Genomic DNA, 18,304 nt, shown 5'->3' with positions numbered 1-18,304 from the left:
TACCGTGGGCTGCGTGACGGCAGACGAGCAGGTGACGACGGATGCCGCGGGCCGGCGCCAGCGCGCGGCCGTGATCTTCAATCCGACCAAGCAGGGCGTCGACACCCTGCGCACGGCCGTCGCCGCAGCCGAGGCGCGCCAGCATTTCGCTCCCTCGCTGTGGATCGAGACCACCGCCGACGACCCGGGCAAGGGAATGGCGCACGAAGCCCTCGATGCCCGCGTCGACCTCGTGATCGCCGCCGGCGGCGACGGCACCGTGCGCTCGGTCGCGGCCGGCCTCCGCGGCAGCGGCGTTCCACTCGGCCTCGTGCCGATCGGCACGGGCAACCTCTTCGCCCGCAATCTCGACATCCCCGTGAACGATCAGGACGACGCCGTCGTGCTCGCCTTCTCGGGCATGGACCGCGCCGTCGACGTCATCGCCGCCGACGTCGTCAGGCCCGACGGCGGTGAAGAGACGCACGTTTCGCTCGTGATGGCCGGCATCGGCATCGACGCGGCCATGATCTCGAACACGAATGACGACCTGAAGAAGCGGGTCGGCTGGCTGGCCTACGTCGATGCCGGCCTTCGCGCGATCCCTGCGTCGAAGCCCTATCGCGTGACCCATCGAGTCGACATGGGGCGCCACCACCGATCGAAGGTGTCGAGCATCCTCGTTGCGAACCTCGGCTACCTGCCGGGCAACATCGAGCTGATCCCCGACGCCGAGATCGACGACGGCCGGCTCGACGTCGTCGTGCTGCAGCCGCGAAACCTGCTCGGGTGGTTGCTCATCTGGCGCAAGGTCACCTGGGAGAACCGGGTGCTGCGGAAATCGGCGCTGGGTCGCCAGTTCCTCGACCTCACGGGCGGCAAGCGCCGCAGCGAGATCGTCTACCTGCGGGGGCGATCGGTCGAGCTCGAGATCGAGGGAGCGGCCGAGGAGTTCGAGATCGACGGCGACGAGTTCGGCCTCGTGGTGTCTGCGCGATTCACGGTCGATCCGGCCGCGCTGATCGTGCGCGTTCCGCGCTGACCGCTCCGAGCACGAGAATGCCGAGCACGGCCCACACTGCCGCCTCGACGATCGCGTTGGACACCGTGCTGACCGTGGCCTGCAGCGCCATCAACATCACCTGGTCGCCCTCAGGAGGACCGCTCACCGCGACCAGGCGAGTCGCACCGGCGATGGTCGCGTACCAGGCGACGATGATGGCTGCACCGATGATCACGGTGAGCAGGGCGACGAACGCCGGAGTGCGGGTCACCGGCGGCCGTTCCCGCTCCGGCGGTACGGGATCGGGCCATGCGCGCCGCACCCCCATCGCCACGATGAGCGCGACGGTGCTGACGAGAGCCACTCGCACGAGCGCAGGTGCAACCACCCACGTGATCTCGCGAAGCCCGTTGACGTCACCCATTCCCATGTAGTACTTCGGATCGTTGTTCAGCGACCAGATCATCGACGTGCCGATCAGCAGGGACGCACCGAGCACCGACCACGCTCCGATGAGCCACGGTCGCACGCGATCGCCGATTGCGCCGTCCTGGGGCTGCGGGTCGGACCGCTGGAACGACTGCTCGAGCACGTCGACATCGTCGTTCGTCTCGACGTCGACGATTTGCCCGACGACCACCGGAGCCGCAGTGATCGACTTCGGCGGGTCGGGCACTCGCACCACCGACGGGCGGGCCGGCGGCGCGGCATCCACTGCACCCTCGCGGTCGACCGCACTCTCGCCCGAGTACCCGCGCTGGTACCGCGGATCGAATCGCGGGTCGATGCCTGCGGTCGCGCCGTCGCTCACGTGTGCTCCTCGGTTCGGGGCGACGCGATCAGGCGTCGGGCTCGCCGCTCAGCAGGCCGCGCAGCCAGTCGCGGGCCTCGATGAAGATGCCGTCATCGTACTTCGAGTGGTAGGCCACCTCTTGCTGGTCGGCCCGCGGGTACGAGCCGAGGAAGATCACCTTGGGGCTCGTGCGGCGGAGGCCGAGCAGGGCGTCGGCGACGCGCTCGTCGGCGACGTGGCCGTCGAAGTCGACGACGAATCGGTAGCGGCCGAGGGCGTCGCCGATCGGCCGCGACTGGATGAGCGAGAGGTTCACGCCACGGGTCGAGAACTGCTCGAGCATGGCGAGCAGCGCGCCGGGCTCGTCGTCGGGCAGCTCGACGATGATGCTCGTCTTGTCGGCCCCGGTCGGCTCCGGCAGCACACGCGAGCGGCCAACGAGCACGAAGCGCGTGACGGCGTTGGCGTTGTCGCCGATGTCGCGGGCGAGCACGTCGACGTCGAGGTGGTCGGTGATGCCGGGCGGCGCGACGGCCGCGTCGGCCTGGCTGCCTTCGAAGAGGGATGCCGCGGCGGCGACGTTGCTCGTCGCCGGGATGTGCCCGTGGTCGGGCAGCTCGCGTTCGAGCCAGCCGCGCGACTGCGCGTAGGCGACGGGGTGGGCGTTGACGATGCGCACGTCGGCGAGCGCGGTGCCCGGCCTGGCCACGAGCACGAAGTTCACCGGCACGAGGTACTCGCCGAGGATGCGCAGCCCCGGCACGGTCGCGAGGGCGTCCTGCGTGGCGGAGACGCCGCCGTCGACCGAGTTCTCGATCGCGATCATCGCGGCGATCGAACGGCCGTTCGTGACATCCGCGAGCGCTTCGCCGACGTTGTTCACGCCGCGCCAGTGCTTGCCGACCGCCTCTGGCACCTGCTTGAGCGCCGCCTCGGTGAAGGTGCCGGCCGGCCCCAGGTAGGAGTAGGTCTCCTCGGGCGGTGTGGGCGCGGCATCCGTCATGCAGGCCAGCCTAGCCACCGCGCACCGGCCGAGCCGCGGGCGCAGCACGGGAGTACCATGAGGGCGTGGCACGTCGATGGAGTCGGCCCGTCGTCATCGCGCTCGCCGCGATCGGCGTCTTCGTGCTCGCGCTCGTCGGCGTGAGCGCCATCTTCGTGAGCTCGGTTGCGCAGCGGTTCGACCAGGGCACCGAGAAGATCGTCGAAGCGTTCCCCGATGCAACGATGCGGCCGCCCGAGCCGACCGGCCAGGCGGCATCCGCCCAGAACATCCTGCTGCTCGGCACCGATTCGCGCGCCGACCTCGACAGCATCGACGATGCGGCCGGGCAGCGCTCCGACACGATCATGGTCGCCCACATCCCCGCCGACCGGCACGGCATCACCGTGATGTCGATCATGCGCGACAGCTGGGTGGACATCTCGGGCCACGGCATGGCCAAGGTGAATGCGGCGCTCTCCTACGGCGGAGTCCCGCTCGCGGTGCAGACCGTGGAGTCGCTCATCGGTGCCCGCATCGACCATGTCGCGATCTTCGACTTCAAGGGATTCGTCGGGCTGACCGATGCCGTCGGCGGCGTCGACATCGACAATCCGACCGAGTTCGAGAGCTACCACCTGCGCGGCATGACCTTCCCTCAGGGAAGGCTCCACCTCGATGGATCCCAGGCCCTCGCCTTCGCCCGCGAACGCTATGCCTTCGTCGACGGCGACTACACCCGCGTGCGCAATCAGCAGGCCTTCATCGCGGCGCTGCTCGACAAGGTGCTGAGCTCGGACACCGCCGTCAACCCCGGCCGGGTGAGCTCCATCCTCGAATCCATCACCCCCTATCTCAAGGTCGACGCCGGGTTCACGAGCGGATACGTCGCCGGCCTCGCGGTCGAGCTCCGCGAGGTGCGCCGAGAGAACATCACGTTCTTCACCATGCCGACGAACGGCACCGGCACGTCGGACGACGGGCAATCCATCGTGCTCGTCGACTGGGCGAGACTCGACCAGGTACGCGCAGGCTTCGCGAGCGACACGCTCGACGCGGCCGCATTCGCCGAGTGACTGCAGGGCGGGGTCGGCCTCTCACCGTCCGGTTGCGGCTAACGTCGACAACGAGCGCAACTGCCGAGCGTGAGGGGGCCTCGTGACCACGATCAACGAGCAGCGGGCGTCGACCGGTGAGCGGGCACGAGTGCCCACCGACGCCGAGCGGCTCGTCGCGCTTCGCCGCATGAAGCGTGTCGCGGCGGGGCTGCTCATCGTCGCCGCGATCGTGTTCGCCGTGTCGTTCGCCCTGCAGGAGCAGGTGCCGTGGCTCGGCTACGTGCGCGCCGCCGCCGAAGGCGCCATGGTCGGCGCGATCGCCGACTGGTTCGCGGTGACCGCGCTGTTCCGGCATCCGCTCGGAATCCCGATTCCGCACACCGCGATCATCCCGAACCGCAAAGACGAGATCGGCGCGACCCTCGGCGCGTTCGTCGAGCACGAGTTCCTCTCCGACGACGTCGTGCTCGGAAAGCTCCGTTCGATCGGCATCTCCCGCCGGCTCGGCGGCTGGCTCGCGACGCCGGCCAATGCCGAGCGACTGACCGCCGAGGCATCCGTCGCCGCCCGCGGCGTGCTCACCCTGCTCGGCGACGACGACGTCGAAGACGTGATCGAGCGGCTCGCCCGCCGCCACCTCTTCGAGCCCGAGTGGGCCCCGGCGATCGGCCGGGTCGGTGCGCGGCTCGTGGCCGCCGACCAGCAGCGCGGCGCTGTCGACGCCGTGCTCGAGAAGGCCGAAGGTTGGCTCGAGACCCATCCCGAGGCGTTCGGCAGCATGGTCTCCGACCGGCTGCCCCGCTGGCTGCCCGGCTTCGTCGACCGCATCGTCGACGACCGCGCCTCTCGCGAGGTGCTCGCGTTCGTGAAGGCCGTGCGAACCGATCCGGAACATCCGCTGCGCATCGCGATCGACCGCTACCTCGCCGAGCTCGCCGACGCCCTGCAGCACGACCCCGCGATGATCGCGCGCGTCGAGACGCTGAAGGCCGAGTTGCTCGAGAGCCCGCGCGTGCGCGAGTTCGCCGGTGAGGCATGGGCATCGGTCAAGGCGAGCCTCGAGGCGGCGCTCGTCGACCCGACGAGCGAGCTGCGGGCGGGCCTGACCTCGGCGGTCGTGGAGGTCGGGGCGCGACTCACCGCCGACGAGGGCCTCGCCATGAAGGTCGACGACTGGGTGACGGATGCCGCGGCCTACGTCGTGCGCAACTACCGCCACGAGATCGCGGGGGTCATCACCGAGACCGTCGAGCGCTGGGATCCTCGGGAGACGACCGAGAAGCTCGAGTTGCAAGTGGGCCGCGACCTGCAGTTCATCCGCATCAACGGCACGGTCGTGGGCGCACTCGCGGGCCTCGCCATCTTCACGATCGCGACGGGCGTGCACGCCCTCGTGTGAGCCGCGGCGGAGTGCCAGACTGGGAGGCATGCACGAGCGCGCAGGCACCCCGGCGACCGAATCCGACCTCATCGACGTGGAGGCGCTCGTCAGGGCGTACTACGAGCGGCAGCCGGATGCCTCGGAGCCGGCGCAGCGAGTCGCGTTCGGCACCTCGGGGCACCGCGGGTCGGCGTTCACGTCGAGCTTCAACGAGCACCACATCCTCGCCATCACGCAGGCGATCGTCGAGTACCGCACGGCGCAGGGCATCACCGGTCCGCTGTTCATCGGCGCCGACACGCACGCGCTGAGCGCCCCCGCGCAGACGACCGCGCTCGACGTGCTCGTCGCCAACCGCGTGCGCGTGCTCGCCGACGAGTTCGACGACTACGTGCCGACTCCCGCGCTCTCGCACGCGATCCTGAAGTGGAACAACGACCCGGCCAAGCGCGTAGAGGGCGAGGCCGACGGCATCGTGATCACCCCGTCGCACAACCCTCCCCAAGACGGCGGGTTCAAGTACAACCCGCCGCACGGCGGTCCCGCCGATTCCGACGCCACGAAGTGGATCGCCGACCGGGCGAACGAACTCATCGCCGGCGGCCTTCGCGACGTCAAGCAGGCCGAGCCGAGCGGCGTCGAGACCTACGACTTCCGCGGCGAGTACGTCGCCGACCTCGCGAACATCATCGACTTCGACGCCATTCGCGAGTCGGGCATCCGCATCGGAGCAGACCCGCTCGGCGGGGCGTCCGTCTCGTACTGGGGCGCGATCCGCGACGCCTACGACCTCGACCTCACGGTCGTCAACGAACGCGTCGACCCCGCCTGGTCGTTCATGACCCTCGACTGGGACGGCAAGATCCGCATGGACCCGTCGTCGCCGAGCGCCATGGCCTCGGTGCTCTCGCACGCGGGCGACTACGACATCCTCACGGGCAACGACGCCGACGCCGACCGGCACGGCATCGTCACGCCCGACGGCGGCCTCATGAACCCCAACCACTACCTGGCCGTCGCGATCGAATACCTCTTCGGGCACCGGCCGAACTGGCGAGCGGATGCCGCGATCGGCAAGACCCTCGTGTCGAGCTCGATGATCGACCGGGTCGCCGAGGCGCTCGACCGCCGCCTCTGGGAGGTGCCGGTCGGCTTCAAGTGGTTCGTGCCCGGCCTCATCGACGGTTCGGTCGGCTTCGGCGGCGAAGAGAGCGCCGGTGCCTCCTTCCTGCGCTTCGACGGCACCGTCTGGACGACCGACAAAGACGGCATCCTGCTGTGCCTGCTCGCGTCCGAGATCCGCGCGGTCACCGGACGCTCCCCGTCGGAGCTCTACGCCGACCTCGTCGAGCGGTTCGGCGACCCCGCCTACGAGCGCACGGATGCCGCGGCATCCACTGCGCAGAAGGCCGCACTCGGCAAGCTCGACGGCGACGCGATCTCGGCGTCGGAACTCGCCGGCCAGCCGATCACGGCGAAGCTCTCGCACGCACCGGGCAACGACGCGGCGATCGGCGGAGTGAAGGTCGAGACGGCCGACGCGTGGTTCGCGGCCCGGCCGAGCGGCACCGAAGACGTCTACAAGATCTACGCCGAGTCGTTCAGGGGGCCCGAGCACCTCGCCGAGGTGCAAGCCGAGGCGAAGGCGATCGTCGACGCTGCGCTCGCCGGCTGATCGCCGTCGAGGCGAACGAGGGCAGAGCGAACGGCGCCCGCTATGCTGACCCGGATGGTCAGGTTCACGGTGTCCCGCATCTAACGCTTCCGCGCGTTCCGCCCCTCGTCGCTCGCCGGCGCGGGGCGATTGCAGCACGCCGTTCCAGGTGTGCAGACCCAGCTTGCACCGCCCTCCGCTCATCCGATCGACGAGCGGCGAGGCCTCATCGCACCGGAGATCCTGATGTCCACCGAACCACCGTCCTATCGAGCCGTGCTGCGCACGGAACACATCGCTCGTGCCTTCCTCCCGAGCATCATCGGCCGTCTCTCACTCTCGACGTCGGGGCTCGCACTCGTGCTGCTGCTCGAACGCGCGACCGGCTCGTTCGCGATCGCGGGTGCGGTCACGGCGACGCTCGGCATCGCGAACGTCGTGGTCACCCCGTGGCGCGCGCGACTCATCGACCGGCGCGGTCAAGCGCTCGTGCTGACCTCGCTCGGACTCCTGCACGCCTCATCGCTCGTCGCACTCGGGCTCGCGCCGCACGCGGGGCTGCCGATCCTGTTGTGCCTGAGCGTGATCGCCGGGGCCTCCTCACCGCCCTTCGCCGCGAGCATGCGAGTGCTGTGGTCGGCGGCGTTGCCGCCCGGCGGACTGCGCGTGCGCGGGCTCAGCCTCGATGCCGTCGCCGGGGAAGTGACGTTCGCGGTCGGCCCGCTGGTCGCGGCACTGCTGGCGGTGATCATCGATCCCCTCGCGGCGTTGCTGCTCTCCGCCGGGTGCGTGCTCGCCGGCGCAGCGCTCTTCGTCTCGAGTCCGCTCTCCCGCCGGCAGCGCGGCTCACGCGCGGTCGAGCGTGCTGAGCCGGTCGGCCTCTCGCCGCTGCGCTCCAGAGGGTTTCCGCCCATGGTGCTCGCCATGGTTGTTCCCGGGTTGGTGCTCGGCATCGTGGAGATCGCCGCTCCCGCTCTCGCCGTCACCGAGTCGAACACCGTGCTCGCCGGCGTGCTGCTCGCGCTCTTCGCGGGTGCGAGTGCGGTCAGCGGCCTGCTCTACGGTCGCGTGCATGTGCGACCGGCGGTGGAACGCCAGCTCATCGTGCTCAGCCTCGCCCTGCTCGCGGTGCTCGCCGTCACCGGACTCGTCGGAGGCAGCATCGCAGCGCTCATCGGCTTCACGCTCGGCGGCCTCTGCCTCGCACCCGTGCTGATCGTCGGCTACCTCGCCGCTGATTCACGCACCGATCCGCGAGTGCGCACCGAGGCGAACGGCTGGATCGACACCGCGGTGAACCTCGGCGCGGCGCTCGGCGCGGCCGTCTTCGGGGCGCTCGCGGACACCGCAGGGCCGGGTCACGCCCTCGCGATCAGCACCATCATCGGTGTCGTCGTCATCGCGCTTTGCGCGCCGTTCCTGCTCCGTTCGCGGAACACACGGTCGTGACGCGCGGTTACTCGAGCGAGAAGTAGGTGACGGCGCCGCCGCCCGAGGCGAGGGCCTCATCGACGTTCCAGTAGTCGGCGTCCTTCGTGTGACCGCCGACCCAGACATTCGTGCCGGAGGCGGTGTGCTCGACCCGCGTGACGATCGCGGTGTGGTCGCGGTCGCCCGAGCCGTCCCAGTCGAACTGGGCGATGTCGCCGACCTTCACAAGCCCGCGCTGCGAGTCGTCGAGCGGCGTCGCGAGGTCGGGGCGGCCGTACAGCCAATCGCGCATCGCCGTCGAGCTCGCCCAGCTGGGTGACATCGCGCCCGTCGCGCGGTCGTAGTACCAGCCGGCATCCATCGCCCAGCCGCGGGCCACGAGCGACTGGCTCGCGAAGTTCGCGCAGTCGACACCGCTCAAGACGGTGTACTCCGCCGTGTTGTAACCGCTCCAGTAGGTGAGCACATATCCCACTTGCGCGTCGATCGCGGGGTTCGAGGTGTAGGTCAGCACGAGCGATTGCGTCGCCGCGTGCACGGCCGCCTCGTCGATCTCGGTCAGCTGCGTGGCGAGCGAGACCGGCGCGGAGGCACCGGCGACGGTCGCGGTGCCGGGCGCCGTCACGGCGACCGGCTCGCCCGCGACATCCGTGAATGCGACCGGCACACCCCCGAGTGCCGACTCGGCGACGGCGGGCACCTGGAACGTGAGCTGCTCGGGCACCGCGGCCACGATCGGCGCTTCGACGCCGCCGACGACGACATGGCCGACCTGATCGAGTGCGTCACCGGTGACGGTGACCTGGGTGCCCCCGGTGAACGGCGCCGCCGCGGTCGAGAGCGCGCTCGTGACGGCGGGCCGCTCGGCGATCTCGATCGACGAGGTGATCTCGTCGCCGGCTGATGCCGCGGCTTGCGGGGCCGCGGCGAGGTCGCTCGCCGCCGTGAGCGAGGCCTTGTCGTCGGCCGAGGCCGCGGCCACGGCGCCGAACGCGCTCACACCGAGGATCGCGGTGGCGCAACTGAGCGCCACGACCCGGCGCGGGGCACCGCTCGACGGGCGCCGGTTGCGCACTCGCTCGGCGCGGTGACGGGCGACGCGTGCGTCGAGACGTTCGGTTGCTGCGTCTGCTGCGGCCGCTCCGGCCGCGACTGTGGCATCGGACGTCGCGACCGTGTCGGCGATATCGGCACTCCGATTCACCTCGGCGTCGACGGCCGCGACGGAGTCGAGGGCGCCCTCGATCACCGGTGCTCGAAAGGTCGAACGGCGTCTCGCGGGGAGTTCAGAAGAGCTGGAGGCAGGCGTGAAGAAGTTGAGGCGCACAGGTATGGGGGATTCCGGGTCGGCATTCAGGGGGGATACGACACCACATCACGCCAAATTGTGAGGAACCCTCTGAACCACTGGGAAGCCGGTGAGAGCGCGCTCTCGGCCGAATCACGCGGCTAGGACGCCGCAACCACCCGACTCGCTCGCATCGCGCGCACCGCTGCCACCCCGAGCGGCACGAGCACGAGCAGTGCGACGACGTTCACTCCCGCGAATCCGGCGGCGCCGAGAACAACTCCGGAGAGGGCAGCGGATGCCGCGGCCGCGAGATTCATCGCAGCGTCGGTCGCGCCCTGCAGCGGCACCCGGACCTCGGGTTCGACGGAGGTCGTCAGCAGGGTGGAACCGCCGATGAGCCCGCACGACCAGCCGAGCCCGAGCAGGCCGAGCGCGAGCGGGATGAGCAGCATGTCGTCGGCCGGCGACAGGATGCCGATGAGCGCCGCGACGATGAGGATGCCGGCGCCCGTGGCGATCACGCGTGGCGGCCCCATCTTGTCGACGAGCCAGCCGACGAGTGGACTCGCGCCGTACATGCCGATGATGTGGATGCTGAGCACGACGCCGACGAGCGAGAGTGAGAGGCCGTGCGCGGTCATGTGCACGGGCGTCATCACCATGACGCCGATCATCACCGTGTGCGAGCAGACGATGGCGAGGATCGCGAAGAGGGCACGCGGATCGCGCACAGCCGTGCGGAGCGCCTGCCAGGCGCCGATCGGTCGTTCGGGAGCGGCGTGGGCTCCTTCGCCGGGCTCGAGGGACGGCGCCGGGGACTCTTCGGCGGGCGTAGCGACCGATGCGGAATCGAGAGGTGGAGCGGCGGCATCCGTCGCCATGGTGCCCGGCTTCGGCAGCCGCAGGAGCGTCGCCACGAGCAGGGTCGAGAGCGCGAACGCCACCCCCGAGAACAGGAACGGGCCGACGAGCGGCGGCAGGCCGAGCGCGATGCCCACGGAATCGCCCGTGGCTGCGAGCAGCGGGCCCGCCACCGAGCCGAGCGTCGTCGCCCACAGCACGAGCGACATGGATCGCGCTTCGAACCCTGCCGCGGCGATCTCGGTCGCGGCGAATCGCGCCTGCAGTCCAGCGGCGGCGCCCGCCCCGAACGCGGCGAGCCCGAGGAAGACGAGCAGCACCCAGCCGCTCGCGGCCGCGGCGACCACGAGCACGGCGCCGGCCAGCGCGAGCGCGTACCCCGTCGCGAGGGCGACGTGCCGGCCCGAGCGCACGGCGAGGCGGGCGAGCGGGATCGCGGTGACGGCGGCGCCGAGCACGCTCGACGACTGGGCGAGGCCCGCGAGCGCGACGGCGCCGGTCAGCTCATCGACGAGCAGGGCGGCGACGGCGATGCCCGATGCGACGCCGACCCCAGCGAGCAGTTGGTTGACGACCAGCACGGTGAGCGAGACGCCGCGCCGCGGCGGCGTGGCAGGGCTCAGCGCACGCCGGTCATTCATATTCGGGCGCCGCCGGCAGGCCGAAGAACTCCTCGAGCGTGGTGACGCCCGTCTCGTGCATCTCCGTCGCGAGCGGCACGCCGACGTAGCGGAAGTGCCACGGTTCGAACTCGTAGCCCGTGACGGGCGTCTTGTCGGCGGGATAGCGCAGGATGAACCCGAACCGCCACGCGTTGTCGCGCACCCAGATGCCCTCGGCGATGTCGCCGAAGCACGCGGCGAGCGAGCACTCGCCGCTCTCGGCGCCGATGTCCATCACGAGGCCGGTCTGGTGCTCGCTGAAACCTGGGCGCGCGGTCAGCAGGTCGTCGCCGTCGTAGACGGACTCCTGCGCGGAGTACGAGCGGAAGGCGCTGTTCGAGGCGAGCGAGAGGTCGGCCTCATCGCTTGCAGCCTGGAACATCGCGACGATCGCATCGGAGGCCTCTTGGCGCAGCAGCGGATCCCAGGTGTGCGGCACCGGCACGTCGACGAGGTCGCCGGGCTCGAAGTCCTGCGGGTTCAGCGGCCGGAGCTTGTTGACCACGACCCAGATGCTGTTGGGGTCGTCGAGCGAGTGGGCGGTGCGATCGAAGGTGTCGACGCTCGCCGGCGGCGGAGTCGCGCCGGGCGCCGGGCGAGGCGACTCACTGGGCGTAGCGGATGCCCCGCCTGCAGCCTGCCCGCCGGGCGAACTGCTCGAAACGGCGCCGATCACGACGACGGCGACCGCGACGAGCGCGAGGCTCAGCGAGCCCGCGATGACGAGACGCCGCCGCTGCCTCACCTGATCGGACGGCTCGCGACGTTCACTCGATGACACCCGATGAGTCTACGCCGGGCGGGTCGGGAGCCCGACGGCGCTCGGCTCCGGCAGTGGAAGGCGCCCCGGTTCCGGCAGTGGAAGAGGTCACGGCTCAGTAACGAACGACGCCCGTGAGAGCGCTCTCTTGACAACGGACCGCTCGACTGCATAGAGTCGCATCTCGAACCGTGAGAGCGCTCTCACGCGACGCGAAGAGAGCGCTCTCACACTGCGCACATTCCCGTCCACGCACACACAAAGGAGTGACCGTGAAGCTCTCACGCCACACGAAGGTCGCTGTCGCCATCGCCGGCGCGGCATCCATCGCCCTCCTCGCCACCGCCTGCTCCACCGGCGGCGGCGAAGAAGGCGACGGCGACATCACACTGACCGTCACCACGTTCGGAACATTCGGATACGACGACCTCTACACCGAGTACGAGGAAGCCAACCCGGGCGTCACGATCGAGGCGACCAACATCGACACGGGCGGCAACGCCCGCACCGACGCCTTCACCAAGCTCGCAGCGGGCTCCGGCCTCTCCGACGTCGTCGCGATCGAAGAGGGCTGGCTCGGCGCGATCATGGAGGTCTCCGACCAGTTCGTCGACCTCACCGACTACGGCATCGCCGACCGCAAGAGCGACTGGGTCGACTGGAAGTACGAGCAGGCGACCGACGCCGACGGCCGGGTCATCGGCTACGGCACCGACATCGGCCCGAGCGGCATCTGCTACAACGGGCCGGCACTCGAGGCCGCCGGCCTGCCGAGCGACCGCGAGAGCGTCGCCGAACTGCTGAACGGCGACTGGGCGCACTACTTCGACGTCGGACGCCAGTACCAGCAGGCGACCGGCAAGGCCTGGTTCGACCACTCGGGCTTCGTCTGGAACTCGATGGTCAACCAGATGCCAGAGGGCTACTACACGAGCGACGGCGAGCTGAACGTCGAAGACAACGCCGACCTCAAGGCGAACTTCGACCTGCTCTCGGGCGCTGTCGGCGACGGCCTCTCGGCCGCGCAGGCCGCTTGGGACTGGAACGGCGGCAAGTCGTTCGTCGACGGCACCTTCGCCACCTTCGTCTGCCCGGGCTGGATGCTCGGTGTCGTCGAGGGCCAGGTCGAGACCGGCGGCGGCGACGCCTCCACCGGTTGGGACTTCGCCGACGTCTTCCCCGGTGGCGCAGCCAACTGGGGCGGCGCATTCCTCTCGGTGCCCGAGTCGTCGGAGCACAAGGAAGAAGCGGCGAAGCTCGCGGACTGGCTCACGCAACCCGAGCAGCAGGTGAAGCAGTCGGCAGCGGCCGGCAACTTCCCGAGCACGCTCGGCGCGCAGGAGACCCTCGCCTCCGAGGCGACGCCGAACGAGTTCTTCAACGGCGCGCCCACCGGCGCCATCCTCGCCGCTCGCGCTGAAGGCGTCGTCGCCCAGTTCAAGGGCCCCGACGACTCCGTGATCCAGGAGAACGTCTTCGGCCCGGCGCTGTCGGCGCTCGACCGCGGCGAAGCCGATGGCACCGTCGCCTGGGACCAGGCGATCGAGCTGCTGCACGAGCTCGTCGGCGAGTAACCCGTAACGGAACGGATGTCCCTCGGGCACGCCGCCCGAGGGACATCCCTCCCCCGCCATCTCCCACGACTGGACTTCGCATGACCACGACCATTCGGCCCCCCGCGAGCGGGACCCCCACGCCACAGCGCCGAGCCGCGGCATCCGAACCCCTGACCTTCCGTCAGCGCCTCTCGCGCTTCGACGTCAAGGCGAGCCCCTACTTCTACGTCTCGCCGTTCTTCATCCTCTTCGCCCTCGTCGGGCTCTTCCCGCTCATCTACACGCTCGTCGTCTCGATGCACGAGTGGGACCTGCTGAAGGGCCAGGGGCCGTTCGTCGGCTTCGAGAACTTCGTCGAGATCCTCGGCGACAGCATGTTCTGGAACTCGATCGGCAACACGATCAGCATCTTCCTGCTGTCGTCGATCCCGCAGCTGACGATCGCCCTCATCGTCGCCTACCTGCTCGATCAGGGCCTGCGCGCCCCGACCTTCTGGCGCATGAGCGTGCTGCTGCCCTACATCGTGACCCCCGTCGCCGTGGCCATCATCTTCTCGAGCGCCTTCAACGAGGCCGACGGGCTCGTGAACAACCTGCTGAACGTCTTCGGCATCGCCGACCAGCAGTGGAAGCACGACACCTTCCTCAGCCACGTGGCGATCGCCACGATGGTGAACTTCCGGTGGACCGGCTACAACGCGCTCATCCTGCTCGCGGCGATGCAGTCGGTGCCGCGCGACCTCTACGAGTCGGCCGCGATCGACGGCGCCGGTGCCGTGCGCCGCTTCTTCTCGATCACGATCCCCTCCATTCGGCCGACGCTCATCTTCGTGATCATCACGGCGACCATCGGCGGCCTGCAGATCTTCGCCGAGCCGCGCCTCTTCGACGTGTCGACCGCCGGCGGCATCGGCGGCAGCGACCGACAGTTCCAGACGACTGTGCTGTTCATGTGGGAGCTCGCCTTCTTCCGCCGCGACTTCGGCGAGGCCGCCGCCGTCGCCTGGCTGCTGTTCCTGCTCATCGTCGCGTTCGGCCTCGTCAACTTCCTGATCTCCCGCCGTATCGCCACGGGCGGTGACCGGCCCAACCGCCGCACCCGCCGAGCGCGCGAGCGCGCCACCCGAGGAGGAGCGGCATGAGCACCCTGACCCCAGAACCCATCCCCGCAGTGATGGTCGACGACGTGGAGCCCGACCGGCCGGCGCGGCCCCGCTACGACGACGGCAGCGGCACCCCCGGCCGCCGCCGCCGACGCGCAATGGGCACCGCAGGCATCGGAAGCCGCCCGGGCTTCCTCACCTATGGACTGCTCGCCGCCTTCATCATCGGCGGCGCCTACCCCCTCTGGTGGTCGGTCGTCGTGGGCAGCGGCACGAACGCGACCCGAGGCGAGACGCTCCCCCTCATCCCCGGCGGCAACTTCTTCGTCAACGCCTCCAAGGTGCTCGACGCGATTCCGTTCTGGCTCGCGCTCGGCAACTCGATCATCATCTCGGCGGTCATCACGATCTCGGTCGTGACGTTCTCGACGCTCGCGGGGTACGCGTTCGCCAAGCTCCGCTTCCGCGGGCGCGACGGCCTCATGGTCTTCGTGATCGCGACGATGGCGATCCCGACGCAGCTCGGCATCATCCCCCTCTTCATGGTGATGCGCGAGCTGGGCTGGACGGGCACGATCGGCGCCGTCATCGTGCCGACGCTGGTCACCGCGTTCGGTGTCTTCTTCATGCGCCAGTACCTCGTCGACGTCATTCCCGACGAGCTCATCGAAGCGGCCCGCGTCGACGGCGCGAACCAGATCCGCACCTTCTTCAACGTCGCGCTGCCCGCCGCCCGCCCGGCGATGGCGATCCTCGGCCTCTTCACGTTCATGATGGCGTGGACCGACTACCTCTGGCCGCTCATCGTGCTGAGCCCGACCAACCCGACGCTGCAGACGGCACTCAGCCAGCTGCAGTCGGGCTACTACGTCGACTACTCGGTCGTGCTCACGGGCGCGATCCTCGCCACCGTGCCGCTGCTCGTGCTCTTCATCGTGGCGGGCAAGCAACTCATCTCGGGAATCATGCAAGGAGCTGTGAAGGGTTGAACGAGACCAACACCCCCACCGACCACCCGGCGTTCGGCCGCACCTGGCCCGCCGACTTCATCTGGGGCTCGGCGACCGCCGCGGCCCAGATCGAGGGTGCCGCGCACGAGGGCGGCAAGGAGGACTCGATCTGGGACGCCTTCGCACGCATGCCCGGGGCGATCGCCGGTGGCGACACCCCCGACCGCGCCGTCGACCACTACCGGCGCATGCCCGAAGACGTGGCGATCATGCGGTCGCTCGGGCTCGACTCCTACCGCTTCTCGACGAGCTGGGCACGCGTCGTGCCGGGCGGGCGCAGCGTCAACCACGAGGGCCTCGACTTCTACTCGCGACTCGTCGACGAACTGCTCGGCGCCGGCATCCTGCCCTGGCTCACCCTGTACCACTGGGATCTGCCGCAGGCCCTGCAGGAGCGGGGCGGCTGGGCGAACCGCGACACGGCGTATCGCTTCGCCGACTACGCCGAGGCCGTCTACGGCGCACTCGGCGACCGCGTGACGCACTGGACGACGTTCAACGAGCCGCTCTGCTCCTCGCTCATCGCCTACGTCGGCGGCGAGCACGCCCCGGGTCTGAACGACCCCGTCGCCGGGCTCGCGGCTGTGCATCACCAGCATCTCGCGCACGGTCTGGCCGTCGAGAATCTGAGGGGCCTCGCGGATGCAGCGGGGCGCGACATCCGTCTCGGTATCACGCTGAACCTCACCAACGCGGTGCCGAACGACCCGAGCGACCCCGTCGACCTCGAAGCCGCGCGTCGCATCGACGCGCTGTGGAATCGGATGTATCTCGAGCCCATGCTGCTCGGGGCATATCCCGCCGACCTGCTCGCCGACGTACGGGAATTCGGACTCGACTCGCGGGTGCTCCCCGGCGACCTGGAGCAGATCTCGCAGCCGATCGACTTCCTCGGCGTGAACCACTATCACGACGACAACGTCTCGGGGCATCCGCTGCCCGCCGATGCCGCGGCGTCGCTCCGGCCGACCGACCGGCCCGGCCGCTCGCCGTTCCCCGGCAGCGAGTACGTCTCGACGCCGTCGCGAGGGCTGCCGCGCACCGCGATGGACTGGGAGGTCAATCCCGCGGGTCTCACTCGCCTGCTCGTACGGCTGGGGGCGGAATACCCGAATCTGCCCCCGCTGTACGTGACGGAGAACGGTGCCGCCTACGACGACGTCGTGTCGGCCGACGGCGCCGTGCACGACGTGGAGCGCACGGCGTACATCCTCGACCACGTCGACGCCATCGGCGCGGCGATCGAGCAGGGTGCCGACGTGCGCGGCTACTTCGTGTGGTCGCTGCTCGACAACTTCGAGTGGGCGTGGGGCTACGAGAAGCGCTTCGGCATCGTGCGCGTCGACTACGACACCTTCGAGCGCACGCCGAAAGACAGCGCGAGAGCCTTCGCGGCGCTGATCGCGGCGACTTCGGCCGAGCCCACGGCGCACGTGGCGGGTGCCGTCGCGACGACTATCGTGGGGTGAACCGGAACACTGTGAGGGGGTTCGCCATGACGGGAGTGCCGGCCGGCCAGGCGCCGACCCTCGAGATGGTGGCGGCCCGCGCGGGCGTCTCGCGTGCGACCGTCTCGCGCGTCGTGAACGGGTCGCCGAAGGTGAGCCCCGACGTCGTCGAAGTGGTGCAGCAGGCGATCGCCGCCCTCAACTACGTGCCGAACCGCGCCGCACGATCGCTCGCGAGCCGGCGCACGCAGGCGATCGCGCTCGTCGTGCCCGAGTCCACTTCGCGCGTCTTCAACGACCCCTTCTTCGCGGCCCTCGTGCAGGGCGTCGGCCTCGCCCTCGCGAACACCGAGTACACGCTCTCGATGCTCATCGAGAGCGAGACGGGCAGCGAGAAGACCCGGCGATACCTGCTCGGCGGCAACGTCGACGGGGCGCTCGTCGCCTCTCACCACACGGGCGACCACTCGTACGCCAACGTCAGCCTCTCGCTGCCCGTCGTCTTCGGCGGGCGGCCGCTCGACCCCACCGAGAGCGTCAACTACACGGTCGACGTCGACAACCTGCACGGCGCCGAGCTGGCCGCCCAGCACCTCGTCGACCGCGGCCGCTCGCGCATCGCCACGATCGCGGGGCCGCAAGACATGCCACCCGGCGTCGACCGCCTGCGCGGCTTCACCTCGGTGCTCGAGCGAGCGGGTCTCTCGGCGGACCTCGTCGAGTTCGGTGACTTCAGCCCGGCCTCGGGTGCCACCGCGATGCGCCGCCTGCTCGAACGCGATGCGTCGCTCGACGCGGTCTTCGCGGCCAACGACCAGATGGCGATCGGCGCCTACTCGGCGATCGCCGAGGCGGGCCTGACCGTGCCGGGGGACATCGCCGTGGTCGGCTTCGACGACGACCGCTACGCGGCCACCGCGATGCCACCGTTGACGACGGTGCACCAGCCGTCGATCGAGATGGGCACCGAGATGGCCCGCACGCTCGTGCGCCTCATCGAGGGCGACGACGTGCCGCCGACGACCCTGTTGCCGACGAAGCTCGTGGTGCGCCAGTCGAGCTGAGCCGCCTCCAGCGCTCCCCGCTGCGCGCCTCCTCTCCTCCCGCCATGCGCCTCGTTCCGACGACGTTTCCCGCCCGGGAGGATGCGCGGCGCATGACCTCCCGGGCGGGAAACATCGTCGGTGACGAGAAGAGTGCGCGGCGCGGGAAGCGATCTCAGCCGAGTTTTCACGGTGCATCCGGAAGTTCTGTCGATTGACGGCCAACTTCTGCGCGTCGTATGCTGATCTTCAGTAACTCACAGGTCACACTTGCCGTTGGCATCGACGT

At 69.8% G+C, this 18,304-nt stretch carries 15 protein-coding genes; 10 read left to right on the top strand and 5 right to left on the bottom strand.

Translation table 11 applies throughout. From position 1 onward, the window contains the following. Positions 1 to 13: 13 nt before the first annotated feature. On the top strand, positions 14 to 1,021 hold the full coding sequence (locus H521_RS0100580; protein ID WP_022891090.1) for a diacylglycerol/lipid kinase family protein: 1,008 nt from the start codon (positions 14 to 16) through the stop codon (positions 1,019 to 1,021). On the opposite strand, the gene H521_RS0100575 is transcribed toward H521_RS0100580, so the two are convergent. Next, positions 978 to 1,793 carry a hypothetical protein gene (locus tag H521_RS0100575; protein ID WP_022891089.1) on the bottom strand — a complete coding sequence of 272 codons (816 nt, stop codon included), beginning with the start codon at positions 1,791 to 1,793 and terminating at the stop codon, positions 978 to 980. The genes H521_RS0100580 and H521_RS0100575 overlap by 44 nt on opposite strands. Positions 1,794 to 1,821: 28 nt before the next feature. After that, complete coding sequence (gene pheA, locus H521_RS0100570; protein WP_022891088.1) at positions 1,822 to 2,778, bottom strand: prephenate dehydratase; 957 nt, start codon at positions 2,776 to 2,778, stop codon at positions 1,822 to 1,824. 65 nt (positions 2,779 to 2,843) lie between these two features. Here pheA and H521_RS20615 point away from each other — a divergent pair, with 65 nt between their 5' ends. From H521_RS20615 to H521_RS20610, 4 genes are all read left to right on the top strand, one after another. Then, positions 2,844 to 3,833 (top strand): LCP family protein, encoded by a 990-nt coding sequence (locus H521_RS20615; RefSeq protein WP_022891087.1) that lies wholly within the window; start codon positions 2,844 to 2,846, stop codon positions 3,831 to 3,833. 82 nt (positions 3,834 to 3,915) lie between these two features. Then, on the top strand, positions 3,916 to 5,214 hold the full coding sequence (locus H521_RS0100560; protein WP_022891086.1) for a DUF445 domain-containing protein: 1,299 nt from the start codon (positions 3,916 to 3,918) through the stop codon (positions 5,212 to 5,214). A gap of 28 nt (positions 5,215 to 5,242) precedes the next feature. Beyond that, positions 5,243 to 6,871, top strand: coding sequence for a phosphoglucomutase (alpha-D-glucose-1,6-bisphosphate-dependent) (gene pgm / locus H521_RS0100555; protein ID WP_022891085.1), 1,629 nt, complete (start codon positions 5,243 to 5,245; stop codon positions 6,869 to 6,871). A gap of 225 nt (positions 6,872 to 7,096) precedes the next feature. Next, positions 7,097 to 8,299 (top strand): MFS transporter, encoded by a 1,203-nt coding sequence (locus H521_RS20610; protein WP_022891084.1) that lies wholly within the window; start codon positions 7,097 to 7,099, stop codon positions 8,297 to 8,299. A gap of 7 nt (positions 8,300 to 8,306) precedes the next feature. On the opposite strand, the gene H521_RS0100545 is transcribed toward H521_RS20610, so the two are convergent. From H521_RS0100545 to H521_RS0100535, 3 genes are all read right to left on the bottom strand, one after another. After that, positions 8,307 to 9,530 carry an amidase domain-containing protein gene (locus H521_RS0100545; protein WP_022891083.1) on the bottom strand — a complete coding sequence of 408 codons (1,224 nt, stop codon included), beginning with the start codon at positions 9,528 to 9,530 and terminating at the stop codon, positions 8,307 to 8,309. A gap of 200 nt (positions 9,531 to 9,730) precedes the next feature. Further along, entirely contained in the window at positions 9,731 to 11,074 is a 1,344-nt protein-coding gene (locus H521_RS20605; protein WP_022891082.1) for an MFS transporter, read from the bottom strand. After that, complete coding sequence (locus H521_RS0100535) at positions 11,067 to 11,876, bottom strand: M15 family metallopeptidase (protein WP_245560907.1); 810 nt, start codon at positions 11,874 to 11,876, stop codon at positions 11,067 to 11,069. The genes H521_RS20605 and H521_RS0100535 overlap by 8 nt, the downstream gene beginning before the upstream one ends. A 251-nt stretch (positions 11,877 to 12,127) precedes the next feature. Here H521_RS0100535 and H521_RS0100530 point away from each other — a divergent pair, with 251 nt between their 5' ends. The 5 genes from H521_RS0100530 (at position 12,128) to H521_RS0100510 (ending at position 18,036) form a co-directional block, all read left to right on the top strand. After that, positions 12,128 to 13,429, top strand: a complete 1,302-nt coding sequence (locus H521_RS0100530) for an ABC transporter substrate-binding protein (protein WP_026481732.1) — start codon at positions 12,128 to 12,130, stop codon at positions 13,427 to 13,429. Positions 13,430 to 13,509: 80 nt separating this feature from the next. Continuing rightward, positions 13,510 to 14,553 carry a carbohydrate ABC transporter permease gene (locus H521_RS0100525; protein WP_022891079.1) on the top strand — a complete coding sequence of 348 codons (1,044 nt, stop codon included), beginning with the start codon at positions 13,510 to 13,512 and terminating at the stop codon, positions 14,551 to 14,553. A gap of 119 nt (positions 14,554 to 14,672) precedes the next feature. After that, complete coding sequence (locus H521_RS20600) at positions 14,673 to 15,503, top strand: carbohydrate ABC transporter permease (RefSeq protein WP_051159143.1); 831 nt, start codon at positions 14,673 to 14,675, stop codon at positions 15,501 to 15,503. Then, positions 15,500 to 16,993: a glycoside hydrolase family 1 protein gene (locus tag H521_RS0100515; RefSeq protein ID WP_022891077.1), complete on the top strand. Its 1,494-nt coding sequence runs from the start codon at positions 15,500 to 15,502 to the stop codon at positions 16,991 to 16,993. Before H521_RS20600 ends, H521_RS0100515 begins: the two co-directional genes overlap by 4 nt. A 26-nt stretch (positions 16,994 to 17,019) precedes the next feature. Beyond that, positions 17,020 to 18,036 carry a LacI family DNA-binding transcriptional regulator gene (locus H521_RS0100510; protein WP_022891076.1) on the top strand — a complete coding sequence of 339 codons (1,017 nt, stop codon included), beginning with the start codon at positions 17,020 to 17,022 and terminating at the stop codon, positions 18,034 to 18,036. The last annotated feature ends 268 nt before the right edge of the window (positions 18,037 to 18,304 follow it).

Source organism: Agromyces subbeticus DSM 16689 (assembly GCF_000421565.1).
Classification (GTDB): Bacteria; Actinomycetota; Actinomycetes; order Actinomycetales; family Microbacteriaceae; genus Agromyces; species Agromyces subbeticus.
This window is presented reverse-complemented; position numbering and strand designations above follow the sequence as displayed.

What these genes read in the sequence shown, in the direction of transcription:
- pheA (WP_022891088.1), bottom strand. Translation starts at nt 2,778, where the DNA reads ATGACGGATGCCGCGCCCACACCGCCCGAGGAGACCTACTCCTACCTG.
- H521_RS20610 (WP_022891084.1), top strand. Translation starts at nt 7,097, where the DNA reads ATGTCCACCGAACCACCGTCCTATCGAGCCGTGCTGCGCACGGAACAC.
- H521_RS20605 (WP_022891082.1), bottom strand. Translation starts at nt 11,074, where the DNA reads ATGAATGACCGGCGTGCGCTGAGCCCTGCCACGCCGCCGCGGCGCGGC.
- H521_RS0100525 (WP_022891079.1), top strand. Translation starts at nt 13,510, where the DNA reads ATGACCACGACCATTCGGCCCCCCGCGAGCGGGACCCCCACGCCACAG.
- pgm (WP_022891085.1), top strand. Translation starts at nt 5,243, where the DNA reads ATGCACGAGCGCGCAGGCACCCCGGCGACCGAATCCGACCTCATCGAC.
- H521_RS20600 (WP_051159143.1), top strand. Translation starts at nt 14,673, where the DNA reads ATGGGCACCGCAGGCATCGGAAGCCGCCCGGGCTTCCTCACCTATGGA.
- H521_RS0100510 (WP_022891076.1), top strand. Translation starts at nt 17,020, where the DNA reads ATGACGGGAGTGCCGGCCGGCCAGGCGCCGACCCTCGAGATGGTGGCG.